Origin of the sequence: Catenulispora sp. EB89, from assembly GCF_041261445.1 — a bacterium.
Lineage (GTDB): Bacteria > Actinomycetota > Actinomycetes > Streptomycetales > Catenulisporaceae > Catenulispora.
Genome location: NZ_JBGCCU010000008.1, coordinates 305,523 through 324,342, shown reverse-complemented (window position 1 = coordinate 324,342; position 18,820 = coordinate 305,523). Strand labels below are relative to the sequence as shown.

Sequence of the window (18,820 nt, the reverse complement as noted above, 5' to 3'; positions counted from 1 at the left end):
CCCTGCCGGCCGGCAGTCCACAGCTCTGCCCGTCCGCCAGGCCGGTCATTCCGCTCAGTCGGGCGGTCCGCACAATCCGCCGGTCCGCCCGGTCCGGCATCTGCCCAACCTGTCGATCCGCCGGCGGACATCAAGCCGCCAGCCCGTCGAACAACACCGGGTTCAGCGCCGTGTCCGGCACCTGCCCGATCTCCGCGCCGGGCATCCAGTCGCGGTCCCTCTCCTGGTTCTCGTTGGTCGGCTCGGCCAGCCGGATGTCAGCATCCATGTAGATCACCGTCATCACCCGCCGCGGCGTCGTCCCGCGGTTCGGGCCGGCGTGGTGGAACGTCCAGCCGCGGTGGAAGCTGGCGTCGCCGAGCGCGAAGGGTTCGACGACGTGCTCGAACGCCTGGTCGGCGACTGCCTGCTCGAGCTGCTGCTCCGACTCGTCGGAGATCGGGAGGTCGCGTCCGTGGGAGAAGTTGTGGCTGCCGCGCGCGAACGCCAGCGGCCCCATGTCCAGGGGCGTCTCCTGGAGCGGCAGCCAGATCGTCAGGCAGCGGTCGGAGGACAGCGGCCAGTAGTACTGGTCCGCGTGCCAGGGCGTGATGCCGCCGCTGGGCTCCTTGTACAGCGCCTGGTCGTGGTAGAGCCGTACCGCGTGGACGCCCAACAGCGCGGCGGCGATGCCGGCCAGGCGGCGGGAGAACACCAGCTGCTTGACCGTCTCGTTCTCCCGCCACAGGTTCGACACCTGGAGGAACGCCCGGCCGTAGGTATCGCGCTCGGACAGTGGCCGGTGCTGGGTGTTCAGGCGGATCACCTCAGAGGTGATCACCGGTTCGTAGTGCGCGATCGTCTCCGCGGACAGCACGCCGGACAGGTGCACGAAGCCGTCGCGCGCGAAGTCGGCGGTGGCGGTCGGGGGCAGGCGCCGGTAGGGCACGTCGAGTTCGTCGGTCGGCGCCGCCGTCGCGGTCATGTCGATGCACTCCACAGGTGTCAGGGACGGGAATGGGAACGGGCCGAGAAAGTGATACCCGGTCGGGGAGACGGCGTGGCGGTCGGTGCGCGAGAATCGTGCGGTCGGATGTCGAGAAACCGCTTTCGGGGGCGTGATGCGGCGCAGCAGGGTTCTGTCATGCACGGCTTGGGCGGCCGCGGTGCTGCTGGCAAGTGGGTGTTCGTCAGGGAGCGGAGTTTCGTTCACCGGAGTCGCTGCGGGATCGAGCGCTGCCGGCGGATCCGGCGGCTCTGGCTTGGCCGGCCACTACTTCTGGGGCACGGCCAACGGCACCAACTTCCTCGGCGTGTACTTCGCCGACGGCAGCCACGCGTACACAGGCCTGCCGCACCAGGGACTGCCCAGCTGCACCGGCAGCGACACCGGCGTCGGCACGCCGCAGGGCATCGGCGCGCAGGGCTGCACGAGCTACAGCTACAACCCGTCGACCGGCGCCGTCACCGTCGGCACCATGCAGGGCACGTACACCGGCGGCGCGTTCACGCTCGACAACCTGCACCTGGCGGAGCTGACGGTGCCGAAGGCCGGCAGCACGCTGGCGGTGACGTTCCAGAACGTCTACGCCTCCGGCGCGGGCAGCGACTTCTCCGGCGGATTCAGCGACCTGACACTGGCCTCGAACGGCCGGTTTGCCACCGCGAGCGGCGCCACCGTCGGCACCCTGAACGGCGACGCGGCGGTCCTGCCGGCCGACCAGCACGGGACGTACCGCATCGAGTCCAGCGGACGGCTGGAGCTGGACTTCGCCAGCGGGACGAACGTGGTGCGCACCATCGGCATCGACTACGAGAGCGGCAAGCAGCCGACGCTGCGCGGCGCGATGCTCGACTCGAGCTACTACGAGAACCAGGCTGCGATGAGCAACTGATCGGATCGCTGCGGCAGTCCTCTGTCGCGCCTACAAGCCACACTTCCCTGCGACGTCGGCGGCGTTGTCGCAGAACGTTCCGCCGGCGAACGGATCGACCAGCACGCCGTCCTGCACGCCCACGATGCCGTCCTCCCCCTTCTGGGCCTCGGGCGAGCCGGGGCTGGGCCAGTTCGGGTTCTCGTTGAACGTCGCCGATGTCACCGTGGCGTAGAGGGTGCCGTTCGCGTGGTTGCCGCTGGCGTGGTCGATCCTGAAGGTCAGTGTGTAGGCGACGGTGCAGCAGCCGTCGAACACCTTCTCGGTGGCGATGCCGTTCGACGTGATCGTCAGGATGCGGTCGTGTCCGGTCCAGCTGCCGATGAACGGCTTCAGAATGCTGGCGCCGGTCGGCGCGTTGCCCGCCCCCGGGTTGCTGGACGAGGGCGGCGCCGCTGCCGAGGACGACGACGTGACCGCCGCCGCGCTGCTCGACGCCGCCGCCGATGTCGATGTCGATGCCGAAGTCGATGCCGACGACGACCCCGCCGCCGTCGAAGCCCCGGTCGTCGACACCGCCGACGTCGTCGCGGCAGCACCGCCGGACGTCGTGCTCGACGCGCCAGCCCCCGCCGCCACACTCCCCGAAGTACCGGAGCACCCGGCCACCCCGAACGCCAGACCGACGACCGTCACCGCGACCGCGATCGCCCCACCCCAGCGACTGTTCCGCATTCGGCGATTGTGGCCAGCGCGAACGGCGGCGGCGACGGTAATTCTCACCTGTTCCCGCGCCGCTCGCCGGCGTACAACCAGCCGTACCTGGCGCTACCTGGCCCTACCCGACGTTACCTGGCCCTACCCCGTCCTACCCAACCATGATCAGCTTCCGCAGATCGTCCGGCAGCAGCACCCTGTGCGTCGCGGTGCCCACCGTTCCGCAGCCGCTCATGTCGATCACCAGATCCTGCGTCGAGCCGTCCGCGTACTGAAGGATCAGCAGGTGCTCGGGGTTTTTGAGCTCCATGGTGCAGATGGCGGAGTCGGGGTCCTTCCCGTGAGCCAGCCCGCGAGTCAGCGACGTGAGGGCCGAGCCGGTGATGGACTCCGAGCGCAGCGTGGTGCTGGTCTCCGTGAACCCGTAGACGCACAGCGTCGCCGCGCCGGGCGTCCCGGTGAACAGCCGGCCGGCGGAGCCGGCGGGGCGGTCGGCGTCGGGAGGCTGCGCCGGACAGTGCGCCTGTGCGATCGAATGCGCCGAGTCTGCTGTCACCCCATGGCTCCCCCCGGACAGCGACGGCCACGCCGTCACTCCCCCGGCGACCGCCAGCACCCCGCCGACGGCCAGCACCGCCCCGGAGGTCCGCACCCGGGCAGAGCGGCGGCGCGCGCCGGCGGACACCGCGTCGAACAGCCCGGGGGCGTCGGCAGCCTGGCCGGCGAGCTCGCGCAGGCCCTCGGCCAGCGGACGGGTGTCGGAATCCTGCTCCTGCTGTGACATCGGATCCGCTCCTATCGGTCTTCGGCAGGCGTGTGGCGCCGGAGGGTGGCCAGGGCTTTGGCGTGCTGGCTCTTGACGGTCCCGACCGAACACCCCATCGCCTCGGCGACCTGCGCCTCGGTGAGGTCGGCGTAGTACCGCAGCACCACCACCGCGCGCTGCCGCCGGGGCAGCGCGCGCAGCAGATCCCGCAGCACGACCCGGTCCAGCACCCCGGTCAGCGCGCTGCCCGCGCCGGAGTCGGCCGTCGGCTGCGGACGTGAGAGCGAGGACGGCAATGCTGCGACGTCGTCGCTGGGGATCTCACGCCCGCCGTCGCGGCGCCGCCAGGACAGGAACGTGTTCAGCATCGCCTTGCGCACGTACGCGTCCGGGTCGCCGGCGTCAGCGACCCGGTTCCAGCGCGGCCACACCTTCACCAGCGTGGCCTGCACCAGGTCCTCCGCCCCGTGCTGCGAACCGGTGAGCACGTAGCCCACCGCGAGCAGCCCCTGCCTGCGAGCGGCGACGTACTCGCGAAACCCCCGTGGCTCGCTGTCCGCCATCTGTCGTCCCCGCCTTCACCGTGGTCCGGCCGCGCGGCTCGGACGCCGCGCGGGTTGTGGACACTAACACTCCGGTGGCGGGGGAAAGGTTGCCCGCGTGGCGGGCGCGGATCGGGGACGTCGCTACCGTCCGATCCTCGCTACTCGGGCGAGGTCAGCCGCACGTACCCGTAGGGGTTGAAGAAGAAGTCGTCGCTCTCGTACCGCTCGCACGCACCGGTACGCAGCACCCACCGGGGCGAGTCCTCCGACATCCGGAAGCCGGATCCGTCCTCGACCTCTTTGGCGCGCGGGTCGGTGAGCAGGTAGAACGCCAGCACGTCCAGCAGCCCGGCCATGTCCGCCACCTCCCCGCCGGCGCGCTCCTGGGCCGAGGCCTCGATCTCGACGTCGGGGGCGCCGAGCAGGTGCATGCCGCAGGTGTAGAGCACGCCGTCGTCGGCGATGGGGCGCTGGACCCACGCCTCGATGAGGACGCCGGCGAGGCCTTCCAGATCGCCGGTGGCGGCGGCACGGTCGGCGAGGGCCAGCCAGCGGGTGCGGCCGTGGGCGATGCCACTGCTCTCGTTCTTGACGGCGGTCGCGCCGGAGCGCAGCAGGTCGCCGGCCGCGACCAGCAGCCCGCGCGATATGGCCAGGGCCTGGTCGCGCGGTATCGGCGGGGACAGCAGGTAGCCGACGGTGTCGTGGGACTCCACGGCCAGCAGGTCCTTCTCGTCGAACGAGACGGCGTTCATCGTGCAGGCCTGGAACGCCTGGGGCATCTGCGGATCGGGCTCGGTCTGCGAGTACTCCCAGTCGAGCGTGAAGCGGTCGGGGCCGGCGACCCGCTCGATTTCCGACAGCTCCAGACCGGAGCCGAGTACACACAACACATGACGCGGGAGGACATCGCTCATTGCGGCACACTATCGATCGACGGCGGCCGCTCAGCGGCGAGGTCCACCCCTCGGTTCGGTCGCGCGGCGGTTCGGCGGCACGGTGGTTCAGAGCGCGAGGTCAGTGCGCACGGCCGGTGCTGGCGGTCGGTGCTCGCGGTCGGCGCGCGAGGTCAGTGCACGCGGTCGGCGCGCGACGTCAGTATGCAAGGCCGGTACACGAGGTCAGTGCGCGAGGTCAGTGCGTAAGGCCGGTGCGCGAGGCCGGCGCGCAAGGCCAGTGCACGCGGTCGGCGCGCAAGGCCAGTGCGCAAGGCCAGTGCTCGACGTCAGTGCTCGCGGAGCTGGTCGTGCAGCGCGCGGGCCACGCGGCCGATCAGCGCGTCCACGGCGGGCTGGGCCGCGGCCGGCACGGTCGACTCGGTCAGGGCGACCACCGCGTAGCTCTCGCCGTCTTCGTGTTCGACGACGCCCGCGTCGTGGCGCAGGTTGAGCAGCGTGCCGGACTTGGAGGCCCAGGCGGTCGCGTCGGAGATGAAGTCGGGGCCGAGGCGGCGTTGCAGCATCCCGTCGCCCATCAGGGCCCTGGCTCGCGCGGCCACGTCAGGATGGATCGCGGACGGCGTCCACAATCGTTGCAGCAGATCGGCGAACGCACGCGCGGTGCCGACGTTGGCACGCGAGACATCGAGGTGCGCGACAGGGTGGCCGCCGCCAGGCGTACGAGCGCCGATGGCCAGGGCATGCGCGAGGTGCAGCTCCTCGGGCTGGCCGAAGACGTCGAGGATGTCGCGCATCGGATGCCGTACGGCGATGCCCGTGACGCCGGCATCCGCGAGGACGCGGTCGACGTCACTCGGCGGCACCAGGTCGAACAGCGCGTCAGCCGCGGCGTTGTCGCTGATGGCGACCGCGAGGTAGATCAGGTCGTCGATCGCGACGCGTGCGGGGTGACGGAAGCGGCCGATGCCGATCGGCGGCTGCGGCTTGTCGGGTTCGGGGGTGAGTTCGAGGGCTTGCGCGCCGTCGAGCCGCCCTGCCCGGATCGCTTCCAGGACCGCGATGGCGAGCGGCACCTTGACGAGTGAGGCGATGGGATAGGCGACGTCCGGGTCGAGCCCGATCTCCTGTCCTGTCCCCAGATTGCGCACGAGGAAGGAGCCCAGCAGACCGGCTTCGGCGAGCCGGTCGCGCAGTCCGGCCATCAGTTCTCTGTCACGCATCGACGTCCCCTGATTCGTCGGCACCCAGCGCGCGGGCGAGTTCGACGCCGACAAGCGTGCGGATGAGGGCCGCGTCGTCACCGACGTGCGCGGCCACGGTGTAGCCGCGCGCCAGCGAGGCGGCCTCGGCGATCGGCCGCCAGGCCAGGCCGAGCTCGCGCGCCTGGTCGGCGGAGGCGAGGACGAAGGCGCCGGTGCGCAGGGCCGCGCCGACCGCCGTGACCAGCGACGCGGCGACGGATATCTGCGCGGGCAGCAGCGCCGCGCGGTGTCCGGCGCGTTGCAGCACGTCGCGGACGTGGGGGACGTCGTCCTCGGGTTGGATCCAGACGCGGCGCAGAGCTGGCTCCGTACGCGAAGGCCGCAGCGTTTCGAGCCGGATCGGGCGGCGGCGCGGGGACGACGAACCCTGAGTCGCTTCACGCGGACCGGTCTGCGGTGCCGAGGCCAGCCCGAGCGGGACGACCCACAGCGCGTCATCCGGAGGCACCGCCTGCACTGCGGCGCGCACTGCCTTGTCCCGCATCCACGCCGCTCGCGCCTCCGGGCCCGCGCTGCGGATGTCCAGAGCCAGCTCGGCTTCCCGCGCCGCCGCGTCGAGCACCGCCAGGCGCCGGACGTCGCACGTCTCGGGCACGGCCAGGGTCAGCGGCCGCAGCTTGGCCTCCGCAGCGTGGAATTCGAGCGTCTCGGCGTACTGCACCAGCCGCTTGGCGGGCCCGAGCATGTCCTGGCCGAAGACCGTGAGGACGGCCCGGCGCGCCGTGCGGTCGAACAGCGGCTGGCGGAAATGCTTCTCGAGCGCCGCCACGCGGCGGCTGGCCACCGACTGCGGGATGCCCTCGGCGGCGGCGCCCAGCGTGAAGCTGCCGCGTTCGGCGACGCTGGTGAAGATGCGGCAGGCGCTGACGAGGTCCACGGGGTCAGATCGTATGCCGAATCTGCATGGAATCGCCCGGGAGGGTCTTTGACCGGATGGATCGGCGCGGCCAGGCTACTGATCATGAGGAGATTCCAGGAGCAGTCCGTGGTTCGCAGGATCCCGACGGTCGCGGGGGCCGCGGGAGTCGCGCGGGTCGCTGCGGTCGCGGCCTCGCTCGGCCTGGTCGGCGCGTCGCTGACGGGATGCGCGTCTGCGGCGTCCACCTCGCCGGCCTCGCCTGCAACTACTTCCAATTCAGCGACTACTACACCCCCAGCCGATAACACCGGCGACCCGGCAGCGTTCACCCAGCTAGAATCGCGCTACCACGCACAGCTCGGGATCTACGCCCTGGACACCGGATCCGGGCACTCCGTCGCGTTCCAGGCCGACCAGCGGTTCGCGTTCTGTTCAACGATCAAGGCCCTGGTGGCCGGTGAGCTGCTCCGCCGCGAGACGGACGCGCAGCTCAACCAGACCGTCACCTACACCGCCGCCGACCTGGTCGACTACTCCCCCGTCACGTCGCAGCACGTCAAGGACGGCATGAGCCTCACCGCGGTGATGACCGCGGCGATCGAGGTCAGCGACAACACCGCGCTGAACCTGATGCTCAAGCAGCTCAGCGGCCCCGCGACGATGCAGGCGGCGCTGCGCGGCATGAACGACACGACGACCAACACCGACCGCGACGAGCCAACGGTCAACACCGCACTGCCCGGCGACGCACGCGACACGAGCTCCCCACGCGCGCTGGCCGAGGACCTGCGCACCTACGTCCTCGGCGCCGCGCTGACACCGCAACGCCGCACGATGCTGACATCATGGCTCACCGCGAACACCACCGGCGGCCAGTACATCCGCGCCGGAGTACCCGCCGGCTGGAAGGTCGCCGACAAGACCGGCAGCGGCGACTACGGCACACGCAACGACATCGCCGTCGTATGGCCGCCGCAGGGCGCCGCGCCGATCGTGATCGCAGTGCTCTCCCACCGCGACGGCAAGGACGCGAACTCCGCCGACGGCCTCATCGCCGACGCTACGAAGATCGCCTTGCAGCGGCTCGGCTGAGCTGATTCCTAGCGCACCGTCGTCCATCCGGCGTAGAACACGGCGATCCCCGCCACGACGAACACCCCGCACAGGATCCAGAACCGCACCACCACCTGCGACTCCGACCAGCCCAGCAGCTCGAAGTGGTGGTGGATCGGGGACATCTTGAACAGCCGCTTGCCGCCGGTGCGCTTGAAGTACCCCACCTGCAGCATCACCGACACCGTCTCCATCACGAACAGCCCGCCGAGCAGCACCAGCAGCAGCTCGGTGCGCGTGCAGATCGCCAACCCGGCGAGCGCCCCGCCGAGGGCCAGCGAACCGACGTCCCCCATGAAGATCTTCGTCGGGAAGGTGTTCCACCACAGGAACCCGAAGCAGGCCCCGGCGATCGCCGCGGCGATCACGGCCAGGTCCAGCGGGTCGCGCACCGGGTAGCAGCCAGCCGGGGCGCCGGCCGGCCACCGGTTCCCGCACGCCTCGCCGTGCTGCCAGACCCCGATGAACACGTACGCGGCGAACACGATCGTGCACGCCCCGGCGCACAGCCCGTCGGCACCGTCGGCAAGGTTCACGCCGTTGGACGCCCCGGCGATCAGCACACCGACCCAGAGCACGAACAGCACCGGCCCGATGGTCAGCGCGGTGTCGCGGACGATCGAGATGTGCGCCGAGGCCGGACGGTAGCCGTGCGCGTCGGGGAAGTGCAGCGCCAGCACCGCGAACACGACCGCGCCGATCCACTGCCCGACCAGCTTGGCCCGCGCGCGCAGCCCCAGGGACCGGCCGCGGAACACCTTCAGCAGATCGTCCACGCCGCCGACGACCGCCATCCCGGTCATCAGCGCCAGCACCAGCAGGCCCGAGGCGGTCGGCGAGCGCCAGGCGACCGCGTGTGTGAAGCCGTAGGCGAGCAGCGTCGCCAGCACGATGACGAGCCCGCCCATCGTCGGCCGTCCGCGCTTGGCCAGGTGCGCCTGCACTCCGTCGGTGCGGACCTGCTGCCCGATCCCGAGCCGGGTCAGTACCTTGATGGCCACCGGCGTGCCGAACAGCGACAACGCCAGGGCGAAGCCGGCAGCGTAGAGAACGCTGCGCATCTGGAGCTGGCCCTGCGGCCCGGACGTGATCGCGGCGGACAGGACGGAGTGCGAGCTCGTCATCGGGCTCCGTGCGTCGGCCCGGGCTGTCGCGCGCTCATCGGCCCAATGGTCTGGATGGGCAGACCATTTGTCACCCGAGGTGGCAGCTTCGGCCGCCACATTGCGTGCCCTGCTACGGACCTGATCATCCGCGCCGTCGTGCACGCGTCCAGGTCAGGACACTCAAGCTGGGCAGGCCCTACGGCGAACGGTCACTACGTCGACAAGCTCAACTCCGCTGATGGATGCCGGCCGAGAACCGGCCTCAGGGCTGCAATCCCGCGTCGATCCACGCCCGCAGCAGTTGCACGTGCTCGTCCGGCCACGTGGCGTCGGTCTCCGGCGGCATCTTCTTGGCGGCGATGGAGCCGTAGACGCGCTCGGCATGGGCCGGGTCCGACATGTACGAGTACTGATCGAGGTGGACGCCGAACGGGGCCATGTGTTCGATGTCGATCTGGCGGAACAGGGGACGGATGTCGGTGTCGAATCCCGGTGCGCCGGAGTCCTTGTTCATCACGCTCTCCTCGCCGACTCTGTGACAGCTCGGGCGGGGTTCCGGTCCGCCGAGTCGATCATTCGGCATGCGGGGCGCGCGGGGTGACCGGTGCGGCGGGTGGTTGGGCCGTTCGGGTGGCGGCCCGCACCACGGACCGGCCCCACCACGGACCGGCCCAAGACAGACCGGCCGCCCTCAGCCGTCCAGCGCCTTCCGGATGAACACGGCGGTGGCCACCGGCTGGGCGATGAACGCGGTGTGCGAGCCGTCGATCTCCTCGGTCGTGGCCTTCATGCGCTGGGCCATGAAGCGCTCGGCGTCCGGCGGGATCGCGTTGTCGTGCCGGGATACCAGGTACCAGCTCGGCTTGGTCTTCCAGCCGGCGGCGGTGGCGTTCTCGGTGAGCGCGGCCAGGGACAGCGGGCGCTGCGTGGCCTGCATGACCGCCGCGACGTCGACCGGGACGTCGGCGCAGAACGTTTCGCGGAACTGGCTGGTGATGTACAGGTCCGGGCCGTTCGGGGCGCCGGGGGCGTCGTACGGCGTCGGGGTGGAGGTCTTGGCCAGCAGCGAGGGCGGGAAGGGGCCCTGCACGCTGGCGCAGCTCTCGCCGGCGTCGAGGCCGAACGCGGCCAGGAACACCAGGGCGGTGACCTTGTCCAGGTCCGCCGAGGCCTGGCCGATGACCGCGCCGCCGTAGGAATGGCCGACCAGGACGACGGGCCCGTCGACGGCGCGCACCGCGTCGGCCACCGCGGCGGCGTCGAAGGCCAGGCCGCGCAGCGGGTTCGGCGGGGCGACGGCCTCGATGCCGGAGGAGTGCAGCTCACGGAGCACGCCGCCGAACCCGGACGCGTCGGCGAACGCGCCGTGCACGAGGACGACCGTGGGGGTGCTCGAACCGTTCATGATCCACATGCTCCTTGGGTGGGGCGGCTGGATGTCCTCTCAGCATCACCCGGCGCGCGGGGTCATGCCCTCACGTGTTCAGGTGAGGGCGGCCGGAGGTCGGCCGGGTATCGTGCTGCACCAGGCGCAGACGCGCAGCCATGCGGTGCCGCGCAGCCATGCGGTGCCGAGCAGCCATGCGGTGCCGAGCAGCGCAGGGCCGCATCGCGATCGGCGCGCGCCGAGACCAGGAGGACGCACCGTGGTGGACCCCGGACTCGTACCCGGACCCGGACCGCACCCGCACGTTCCCGGCAGCCTCCCGGCCGCCCCGCTGAGCCGCGGCCAGCTCGACCGTGTCAGGGCTCTGGGATCGGTGCAGGAGGTTCGGGCCGGCACCGTGCTGTTCGCCGCCGGCGCTCCGTCCTACGACTTGTTCGTGCTGCTCGACGGAGTCGCGCAGGTCGTCGATCGCAAGCTCGGCGCCGGCGAGGTGGTGCTGGCGGCCTACGGGCCCGGCGAATTCCTCGGCGAGATCGGGATGCTGCTGAGCGAGCCGGCCCGCTTCACCGCGGTCATGGTCGCCGACGGCAGTGTGCTGCGAATCCCGCTGCCGCAGGTCCAGGCCCTGATGGCGAACGACGTCGAGCTCAGCGACGTCCTCCTGCACGCCTTCCTGCTGCGGCGGGCCGCGCTGGTGCGCCGGGGCGTCGGCGTCACGCTGGTCGGGTCCCGCTACGACGCGCGCACCCGACTGCTCACGAAGTTCTTCGCCCGCAGCCGGACTGCGGTGAACTGGATCGACCTGGAGGTCCACCGCGAGGCCGAGGCGGTGCTGGCGCAGATGGAGGTGCCGGTCGGGGACCTGCCGATCGTGCTGGTCCCGGGGCGTCCGATGATGCGCAACCCGACGCGCGCCGAGCTGGCCGGCGCGCTGGGCCTGGGCACCCCGCCGGACACGCCCCAACACAGCGTCTGCGACCTGCTGGTGATCGGCGGCGGCCCGGCGGGCCTGGCCGCCGCGGTCTACGGCGCCTCCGAGGGTCTGGACACCATCCTCATCGACGCCGGCGCGTTCGGGGGCCAGGCCGGGACGTCCTCCCGGATCGAGAACTACCTCGGGTTCCCCGCCGGGCTCTCCGGCGCGGAGCTCACCACGCGCGCGGTCCTGCAGGCCGGCAAGTTCGGGGCGGTGCTGCGGAACAACGTGCGGGCCACCAGCCTGACCAGCCACCCAGACGTCCACGAGGTGACCTGCGACGACGGCTCGGCGATCGCCGCGGCGAACGTCATCATCGCCACCGGCGCCGACTACCGGGAGCTGCCGCTGGCCGACGGCGAGCAGTGGGAGGGCTCAGGCGTCTACTACGCGGCGACGTTCGCCGAGGCGCGCTTCTGCGAGGACCAGCCGGTGGCCGTCATCGGCGGGGCGAACTCGGCCGGGCAGGCCGCGATGTTCCTGGCGCGCACCGCCCGCGAGGTCCACCTGCTGGTGCGCGGGGACGACCTGGAGCACTCGATGTCCCGCTACCTGATCGACGCGGTCACCTCCGAGCCGCGGATCACCGTCCACCTGCGGACCGAGGCGGTCGAGGCCGCCGGCGAGGGCGCGATCTCGCAGCTGCGGATCGCCGAGCGCGACGCTGGGGAGCACGGCAACGGGGCGCACGGCAGCGGAGAGCACGGCGCCGGGGAACGCGACACCGAGGAACGCGACACCGGGGAACAGCGCTGGCTGCCGGTGTGCGCGGTGTTCGTGTTCATCGGCGCCGCACCCTGCACCGACTGGCTGGACGGCCAACTCGCCCGCGACCGCTCCGGCTTCCTGCTCACCGGCCGCGACCTCGAGCACCTGCCGCCCGAGGCCCGCGCCCCGTTCCCCTACGAGACCAGCCGCCCGGGCGTCTTCGCCATCGGCGACGTCCGCGGCGCGTCGGTGAAGCGGGTCGCCGCGGCCGTCGGCGAGGGCTCGGCGGCGGTGCGGATGGTGTTCGAGCAGCGGCAGGCCGATCGGGCGGAGCTGTGAGGCCGAGTCGAGCCTCGACTCACCCGGCACCGGCGGCCCGGAAGCAGCCCTTCACGTGGTCGTTGACCGCCCCGACGTTCTGCATGAACGCATAGACGCTGGTCGGCCCGACGAACCGGTAGCCCTGCCCCTTCAGCACCAGCGCGAACGCTTCGGAGTCCGGCGTCGACGTCGGCACATCGGCCAGCATCCGCGGCGCACGGCGGCGCTGCCTGGCGTAGGTCTGCACCAACTCGCCCAGCGTCGGTGAGGCCGAGACCATCGCGCGGGCGTTGTCGAGCGTGGCCTGGATCTTGGCCCGGCTGCGGATGATCGAGGCGTCGCCGACCAGCCGGTCCACGTCGCGGCCGGTCATCTTCGCGACGGCGGCGGCGTCGAAGTCCCGGAACGCGCGCCGCAGGCCCTCGCGCTTGCCGAACACCACCTTCCAGCTCATGCCCACTTCGAACACGCCGAGCGTCAGCGCCTCGAACAGCGCGGTCGGAGCCACGGTCGGCGTGCCCCAGACCGCGTCGTGGTAGGCGCTCATCGCGGTATCTCCGTTGCCGTCACCGTCACCGCCGCCGGCCCAGGCGCATCGCGTCACGCCGTCGGGGCCGGTGATCACGTCCTCGCTCATGGCACAAGCTTCACATTCCGGCACGCGACTTCGCGTCACCTGTATAGGTGAGGGCGCCGGGTTCCCGATGCAGCACGTTCGCCAGCTGCACCCGCGACTGCACGCCGAGCTTGGCGAACGCCGAGCGCAGGTGCGTCCCGACGGTGTTCACCGACACCCCGAGCTCGGTGGCCGCGGAGCGGTTGGAGTGCCCGGCGGCGACCAGCAGGGCCACGCGGCGCTCGGCCTCGGTCAGGGCGTCCGTGCCGGTGTCGGGGCGGGGGGTGGCGGTGGACCACTTGGCGCGCCGGACCCCGGCCTCGCGCATCACCTTGTGGACGTTGTCCCGGTACACGCGGGCGTCGGCAGAGTGGTAGTGATCCCAGGCGCTGTCGAGCAGCGCCAGGCCGGCGCCGCGGTCGCCGTCGGCGAGGAGCGCGCGGCCCAGGCAGTCCGCGCCGAAGCCGCGCAGCAGCGGGCGCGGGCTGCGCGCGAGGATGTCAGCGGACTGACGCAGCAGTTCCCGGTCGCCCTTGCTGCGGGCGCGGACGTTCAGCGCCAGGCCCTCGAAGCTCGCCACGCCGGGCGTGCGCTCGGCGGCCAGTTCGGCCACGTCCACCACCGTCTGCGCGAAGGCCTGGTCGTCGGCGGCCGTGCCGACCTCGTAGAACAGCCCCATCCAGCACGGCCACAACGGCCAGTACCCGCACGAGCGCGTCGCCCCCTGCGCCACCGGCGCCAGCGCGGCGGTGGCGCCCGACAGATCGCCGCGCGCCACCGCGAGCCAGCCGCGCATCACGGTCAGGCCCGGCCGGCGCAGCGCCGCGTCGGCGCCGGGCAGGTCGGCGGCGAAGTCCAGGAGGGCGGCGGCGGTGACGGCGTCGCCGCGCAGCAGCGCCACGGAGATCTGCACGATCGCCGCGTCCAGGGCGTAGACGCCGTTGCCGAGCTGCTGCCCGATCTCCAGCAGCGCCCGCGCCCCGGCCTCGGCCTCGTCGCCCCGGCCGAGGTTGAAGTCCTGCCAGATCTGCGCGCACTGCAACGCCGGCAGGATCGCGCCGTCCGTGTCGCCGTGCGCGGCCCGGACCTCGTCGAGCAGCGTCTGGGCGTGGTCGTAGCGGTCCAGGAACTGCAGCGAGGTGATCTCCTCGGCCAGGTGGTGGCCGGCGGAGGTGGTCCGCACCTCGCGGAACGCGCGCAGCGCCGCGTGGTGCCGGCCCTCGTTGCGCGCCGCCTGGCCGACGGCGTGCAGCGCGAGCGCCACGGCCTCGGCGTCGCCGCTGGCGCGCGCCAGGTCCAGCGCCGCCGACGCCTCGCGGGCCGCGTCTTCGCCGGTCGCCAGCCGGGTGTGGGCCAGGGCCCGCACCGCCGACAGCCGCGCCGCCACCTCGCGGCCCGGATCAGCGCCGTCCAGCACCCGGCCGGTGCGGGCCAGCAGCTCCTCGAGGCGGCCGGCGACCCACAGCGCCGACGACGCCTGGGCCTCGACCGCGCCGGCCAGGTCCGGGTCGTCGACCCGGGCCAGGATCGCGTCGGCCACGGCGATCGCCTCGTCGGCGCGCTCGGTGCGGCGCAGCACCGCCAGGCACCGGCGGCCGACGCCGAGCCACTCGGGGAGGTCGGGGGTGACGGCGGCGAAGGCCTCGGCGGCCAGGTCGGCGGCGTCGTCCGGGGAGGCGGCGGTCAGCTGCTCGGCGGCGGTGAGCAGCACCTCGGCGCCGGCGATGTCGCCGATGGTGACGGCCGCGCGGACGTGGACCGCCGCCGCGAACGGGTCTCCGGCCGCGTGCAGGTAGTGCCTGGACAGGCGGAGATGCCAGGCGCGGACTGTGTCTTCCGGCAGGGCCGCGCAGACCGCTTCGCTGACCAGGTGGTGGGTCGGGGCCAGCGCGGAGCCGGCCGCATCCGCCGATTCCGCCGCCTGGACGAGCCCGGAGTCCCGTGCCTCGGCCAGGACCGTCTCCCAGCCGGTATCAGGGAGCTGCGGCATAAGCGCGGTCACGACGCGCAGCGGCAGCGGCCGACCCGCGACCGCGATCAGCGCCGCCAGATCCCGCGTCGCGTCCGACAGCTCCGCGAGCCGCTGCGCGATGACCGCCGTGAACTCCAGCGGCACACTTCGGGCCGACCCCTCCGCCGAGCCTGCCGACCCCGCAATCCCTGCTGCTCCCGCCGACCCTGCCGACCCCGCCGACGCCGTCGCGCCCGCAGTCCCGGCGCGGATCACGCTGTGCAGAATCTGCACCGCCAGCAGCGGATTCCCACCGGCCGCCCCGACCAGGTCCCGCAGCTGCTCGTCCGGCGCGTGCCCGAGCCGGTCCATCGCGATCGCCGTCACGTCGGCGGCGGCCAGCGGCCCGAGCGGGACCAGCTCGACCCGGCACCGCTGCGCCCCGAGCAACGCCAGCGCGGCCTGCTCCTCGCGCGCGGCGAACATCCACACCACCGGCAGCCCGATCAAGCGTCCCATCAGGGTCCTGATCACGAACAGGCTGACCCGGTCCGCCTGCTGGAGGTCGTCCACCGCCACCACCAGCGGCGCGTCACCCGCGGCAGCCTCCAGCACGGCCGCGATCCGCTCGCCGAGCAGCAGCGGCTCGTCGCGGGCCCGCAGGATCCGCTCGTACTCGTCCCCGCCGACCAGCGGTTCCGGACCGGCCCGCAGCGCGGCGATCACCGGCGCGCCGGGGCTGACCCGCGCGACCGGGTCGCACACGGCGTGCACCACCCGCGCCCCCATCGCGGCGGCCTCCCAGCAGGCCTGGTTCACCAGCGCCGACTTCCCGATCCCGCCGGGCCCGGACACCACCACCACGGCCGACGCGCCGCTGCGGAACGCCCCGCGCACCGTCGACAGGACCCGGGTCATGGGCTTGCTACGGCCGCGAAGCGGCGCCGCCATCATGCCGTCACCATATGCCGCGCGGAGCTCGCGGGCAGGGCAGCGGCGCGGGGATGTACGCCGATCCGGCCGGGATCGCGCCGCCGGAAATAATCTTCAGATCGATGCAACCGGCCGGGGCTCGAATGCGTGCAGTTCCCGAGCGAACTCTGGGGAGGGGACAAGACTTGGCGACGACGAGCTTCGACGACGTCTACGCCGCCACCGCGCCGCGTCTGATCGGCCAGCTGTACCTGGTGATCGGCGATCTCGCCGAGGCCCAGGACTGCGTGCAGGAGGCGTACGCGCGAGCGTGGACGAGGTGGGACAAGCTCACCCGGGACGGCGGGGACCCGGTCGGCTGGGTGCGCTCCACGGCGTACCGGCTGGCGGTCTCCCGGTGGCGGCACCACACGGCCGGGCTGCGGGCGTTCATGCGGCACGGCGCGCCGGGGGTCATGGCGCCGCCGTCGGCGGACACCATCGCCGTCCGCAACGCCCTGGCCGAACTGCCGTTGGGACTGCGGGCCGCGCTGGTCATGTACTACCTCGGCGGCATGCCGGTCGCCGAGGTCGCCACGGCGCTCAACGTGCCGCAGGGCACTGTCAAGGCACGGCTGTCGCGGGGCCGCACGGCGATGGCCGCGCTGCTGACCGACACCAGCGAGTTCGGCGACGGCGCCGTGGAGGTGGCCCATGTCTGAGGAGCGGATGAACGGAGGCGGGATCGCCGCCGCCGTCGACATGACCGACTGGACGCAGTACGCGGGCCAGGCCGCTTCGGTGAAGCGGCGCGGGGAGCGGCGTCGGCGCAGGCTCCAGGCCGGCACCGCGCTGGGGACGACGTTCGCCGTCGTCGGCGTCGCGGTCGCCGCGAGCGCGCTGGACCGGGGGTCGGTGACGCGGCAGGGGGCGGCATCGACGCAGTCGTCGTCCGCTCCGGCGGTGTTCACCGGGGCTCCCGGCGGCACCGCCACCACGACGCCCGGCACATCGTCGTCGCAGGCTTCGCCGACATCCGCGGGCTACCCCTCGTTTCCGGCGCAGCTGCCGACCAAGCCGATCTTCATCGCGGATTCCGGCAAGGTCCTGCAGTCCGGCGTCATCGCCGCCGGCGCGGTCTCCGGCCACCAGTGGCAGCTCTCCTACCGCGTCATCCCCTCCGGATCGGCGGCGAACAGCCAGCCGGAGGTGACCCAGGTGGACCTCAGCATCGACGGCAAGGCGACCGGCGGCGCCGGCGGCGCGGAGGGCGCCGCGATCCAGGCCAGTGGCTACCAGGCGTACCAGCCCGCCCTGGCCGGCCAGGGCGCCGCGGGCACCTTCCCGATGGTCGTCGCGACCGGCACCCCGACGCCGGGCGTGACCTCGGTCGACCTCAGGTGGAAGAACGGCACCGTGGTCCAGGTGCCGATCCGGACCGCCCTGGGGACCCGGATCGCCGCGTTCGCCTGGAACCAGGACAACCCGCCGGACATGCTGGAGCAGGTCGGCCCCAACGGCGTCTCGAAGATCACGATCACCCACAACGGGACCGCCTCGTGGACGGCCCCGGACCCCCAGCAGCCGCCGACGCCGATCGTCCCGAAGTCGGCGCCGAACGTCACCACGCCGAGCGGCACACCGAACCTGTCGCAGACCCCGCAGGTGACCCCGCACGACTCCGGCCTGCTCGGCGCTGGCACGGTCGCCGGCCACCAGTGGCAGGTCGCCTACGAGATCATCCCCAGCGGCTCGGCGGCGAACGCCTCCGACGAGGCGTTCTGCACCGACACGACGGTCGACGGCAAGACCCTGCAGGGCGGCTGCACCAGCAGCAAGCCGTTCGGCGGCATCGGCGGCGGCATGTCGTTCTTCGACTCGGGCGGGACAAACGATTTTCCCCTCGTCAGCGAAGTCGGCACCGGCTACCCGGGAACGACGTCGATGGGCCTGGAGTTCGCCGACGGCACACAGACCGTGACGGCCGTGCACAGCGTGGAGGGCGCACCGATGGCGGCGCTGGCCTTCGACCCGAACAACGGGCCGACGTACCTGCTGGAGTTCGGTTCCTACGGCGAGTACCGGATCCCGTTGCACCACAACGTGCAGTACAACTGGACGTTCAACTGGTAGCGGGCCCCCACCGCGGCATCGAGGCGCCTCAGACCTCGATGCCGCGGTACACGTGCTCGACGATCCGCCGGCCGGTCGTCTCCGGATCCAGGCCGTCGGTGGTCCCGGAGGCCATGCGGGCCAGGATCGGCGCGACCAGCAGTTCACTGACGAACTCGACGTCGACGTCGGCGCGGATCTCCCCGGCGTCGATCCCGCGCCGCAGGATGCCGTGGACGGCTGCGCGGCGGTCGGCGACGATCTCGCTGAAGTAGCGGCGGTGCAGTTCGGGGAAGGCCTGCGCCTCGGCTTGCAGGGCACGCAGAACGCCGGTGGCGCGGCGGTCGAGGGTGCGCTCGACGAGCGTTCCGAGGTAGACGGCCAGGTCCTCGCGCGCAGTGCGGCCGTCGAACTCCGGCAGCGGCTTGTTGATGGCGCTCAGGACGTCCAGGTAGAGCTCGTCCTTGGTCTTCCAGCGCCGGTAGAGCGTGTTGCGGGAGACGCCGACGTGCTCGGCGATGGTCACCAGCGACAGGCCGGACAGGGTCGCACCCGCACCGACCAGGTCGAGGACCGCCTCGATGGCCGCGGTGTCGGTCTGCGGGTCCCGGCGGCGGCCGGAGGTGCGCTCGGTGGTTCGCGCCGGGGTTCGTGCCGCGGTTCGCGCCGTCGTTCGTTCAGCGGGGGTCGCGTCCATGGCCCCAGCCTATTACAGAG

At 72.3% G+C, this 18,820-nt stretch carries 18 protein-coding genes; 5 read left to right on the top strand and 13 right to left on the bottom strand.

What is annotated here, in order from left to right:
• Positions 1–130: 130 nt before the first annotated feature.
• On the bottom strand, positions 131–964 hold the full coding sequence (locus ABH920_RS19940) for a phytanoyl-CoA dioxygenase family protein (RefSeq protein ID WP_370350542.1): 834 nt from the start codon (positions 962–964) through the stop codon (positions 131–133).
• A gap of 277 nt (positions 965–1,241) precedes the next feature.
• Here ABH920_RS19940 and ABH920_RS19935 point away from each other — a divergent pair, with 277 nt between their 5' ends.
• A complete protein-coding gene (locus ABH920_RS19935; protein ID WP_370350541.1) occupies positions 1,242–1,874 on the top strand; it encodes a hypothetical protein in 633 nt (210 codons plus the stop codon).
• A gap of 30 nt (positions 1,875–1,904) precedes the next feature.
• Here ABH920_RS19935 and ABH920_RS19930 read toward each other — a convergent pair whose 3' ends face one another.
• The 6 genes from ABH920_RS19930 to ABH920_RS19905 form a co-directional block, all read right to left on the bottom strand.
• Entirely contained in the window at positions 1,905–2,588 is a 684-nt protein-coding gene (locus ABH920_RS19930; RefSeq protein ID WP_370350540.1) for a hypothetical protein, read from the bottom strand.
• 133 nt (positions 2,589–2,721) lie between these two features.
• Positions 2,722–3,354, bottom strand: coding sequence for a hypothetical protein (locus ABH920_RS19925; protein WP_370350539.1), 633 nt, complete (start codon positions 3,352–3,354; stop codon positions 2,722–2,724).
• Positions 3,355–3,365: 11 nt separating this feature from the next.
• A complete protein-coding gene (locus ABH920_RS19920; protein WP_370350538.1) occupies positions 3,366–3,899 on the bottom strand; it encodes a SigE family RNA polymerase sigma factor in 534 nt (177 codons plus the stop codon).
• A gap of 140 nt (positions 3,900–4,039) precedes the next feature.
• Positions 4,040–4,798 carry a hypothetical protein gene (locus ABH920_RS19915; RefSeq protein WP_370350537.1) on the bottom strand — a complete coding sequence of 253 codons (759 nt, stop codon included), beginning with the start codon at positions 4,796–4,798 and terminating at the stop codon, positions 4,040–4,042.
• Between the two features lie 308 nt (positions 4,799–5,106).
• Positions 5,107–6,000: a serine hydrolase gene (locus tag ABH920_RS19910; protein WP_370350536.1), complete on the bottom strand. Its 894-nt coding sequence runs from the start codon at positions 5,998–6,000 to the stop codon at positions 5,107–5,109.
• Entirely contained in the window at positions 5,993–6,919 is a 927-nt protein-coding gene (locus ABH920_RS19905; RefSeq protein WP_370350535.1) for a LysR family transcriptional regulator, read from the bottom strand. Before ABH920_RS19905 ends, ABH920_RS19910 begins: the two co-directional genes overlap by 8 nt.
• Before the next feature lie 84 nt (positions 6,920–7,003).
• On the opposite strand from ABH920_RS19905, the gene bla reads away from it, so the two are divergent.
• On the top strand, positions 7,004–7,993 hold the full coding sequence (gene bla, locus ABH920_RS19900; protein WP_370350534.1) for a class A beta-lactamase: 990 nt from the start codon (positions 7,004–7,006) through the stop codon (positions 7,991–7,993).
• A gap of 8 nt (positions 7,994–8,001) precedes the next feature.
• Here the strand turns inward: bla and mraY are convergent, their stop codons facing one another.
• The 3 genes from mraY to ABH920_RS19885 form a co-directional block, all read right to left on the bottom strand.
• Positions 8,002–9,075, bottom strand: coding sequence for a phospho-N-acetylmuramoyl-pentapeptide-transferase (gene mraY / locus ABH920_RS19895; RefSeq protein WP_370350649.1), 1,074 nt, complete (start codon positions 9,073–9,075; stop codon positions 8,002–8,004).
• Between the two features lie 307 nt (positions 9,076–9,382).
• Positions 9,383–9,634: a hypothetical protein gene (locus ABH920_RS19890; protein WP_370350533.1), complete on the bottom strand. Its 252-nt coding sequence runs from the start codon at positions 9,632–9,634 to the stop codon at positions 9,383–9,385.
• A 177-nt stretch (positions 9,635–9,811) separates the two neighbouring features.
• Positions 9,812–10,525, bottom strand: a complete 714-nt coding sequence (locus ABH920_RS19885) for an alpha/beta hydrolase (RefSeq protein WP_370350532.1) — start codon at positions 10,523–10,525, stop codon at positions 9,812–9,814.
• A 241-nt stretch (positions 10,526–10,766) separates the two neighbouring features.
• Between ABH920_RS19885 and ABH920_RS19880 the strand changes: the two genes are divergently transcribed.
• Positions 10,767–12,530: an FAD-dependent oxidoreductase gene (locus tag ABH920_RS19880; protein ID WP_370350531.1), complete on the top strand. Its 1,764-nt coding sequence runs from the start codon at positions 10,767–10,769 to the stop codon at positions 12,528–12,530.
• Positions 12,531–12,549: 19 nt separating this feature from the next.
• Here the strand turns inward: ABH920_RS19880 and ABH920_RS19875 are convergent, their stop codons facing one another.
• Both ABH920_RS19875 and ABH920_RS19870 read right to left on the bottom strand, forming a co-directional pair.
• The gene (locus ABH920_RS19875) at positions 12,550–13,149 is read right to left on the bottom strand and encodes a DNA-3-methyladenine glycosylase I (protein WP_370350530.1); all 600 of its coding nucleotides are present in this window, start codon (positions 13,147–13,149) and stop codon (positions 12,550–12,552) included.
• 10 nt (positions 13,150–13,159) lie between these two features.
• Positions 13,160–16,033 carry an AAA family ATPase gene (locus ABH920_RS19870; RefSeq protein WP_370350529.1) on the bottom strand — a complete coding sequence of 958 codons (2,874 nt, stop codon included), beginning with the start codon at positions 16,031–16,033 and terminating at the stop codon, positions 13,160–13,162.
• Between the two features lie 164 nt (positions 16,034–16,197).
• On the opposite strand from ABH920_RS19870, the gene ABH920_RS19865 reads away from it, so the two are divergent.
• Positions 16,198–16,713, top strand: coding sequence for an RNA polymerase sigma factor (locus tag ABH920_RS19865; RefSeq protein ID WP_370350528.1), 516 nt, complete (start codon positions 16,198–16,200; stop codon positions 16,711–16,713).
• Positions 16,706–18,124, top strand: a complete 1,419-nt coding sequence (locus tag ABH920_RS19860) for a hypothetical protein (protein ID WP_370350527.1) — start codon at positions 16,706–16,708, stop codon at positions 18,122–18,124. Before ABH920_RS19865 ends, ABH920_RS19860 begins: the two co-directional genes overlap by 8 nt.
• A gap of 28 nt (positions 18,125–18,152) precedes the next feature.
• Here ABH920_RS19860 and ABH920_RS19855 read toward each other — a convergent pair whose 3' ends face one another.
• Positions 18,153–18,800, bottom strand: a complete 648-nt coding sequence (locus tag ABH920_RS19855; protein ID WP_370350526.1) for a TetR/AcrR family transcriptional regulator C-terminal ligand-binding domain-containing protein — start codon at positions 18,798–18,800, stop codon at positions 18,153–18,155.
• Between the last annotated feature and the right edge of the window lie 20 nt (positions 18,801–18,820).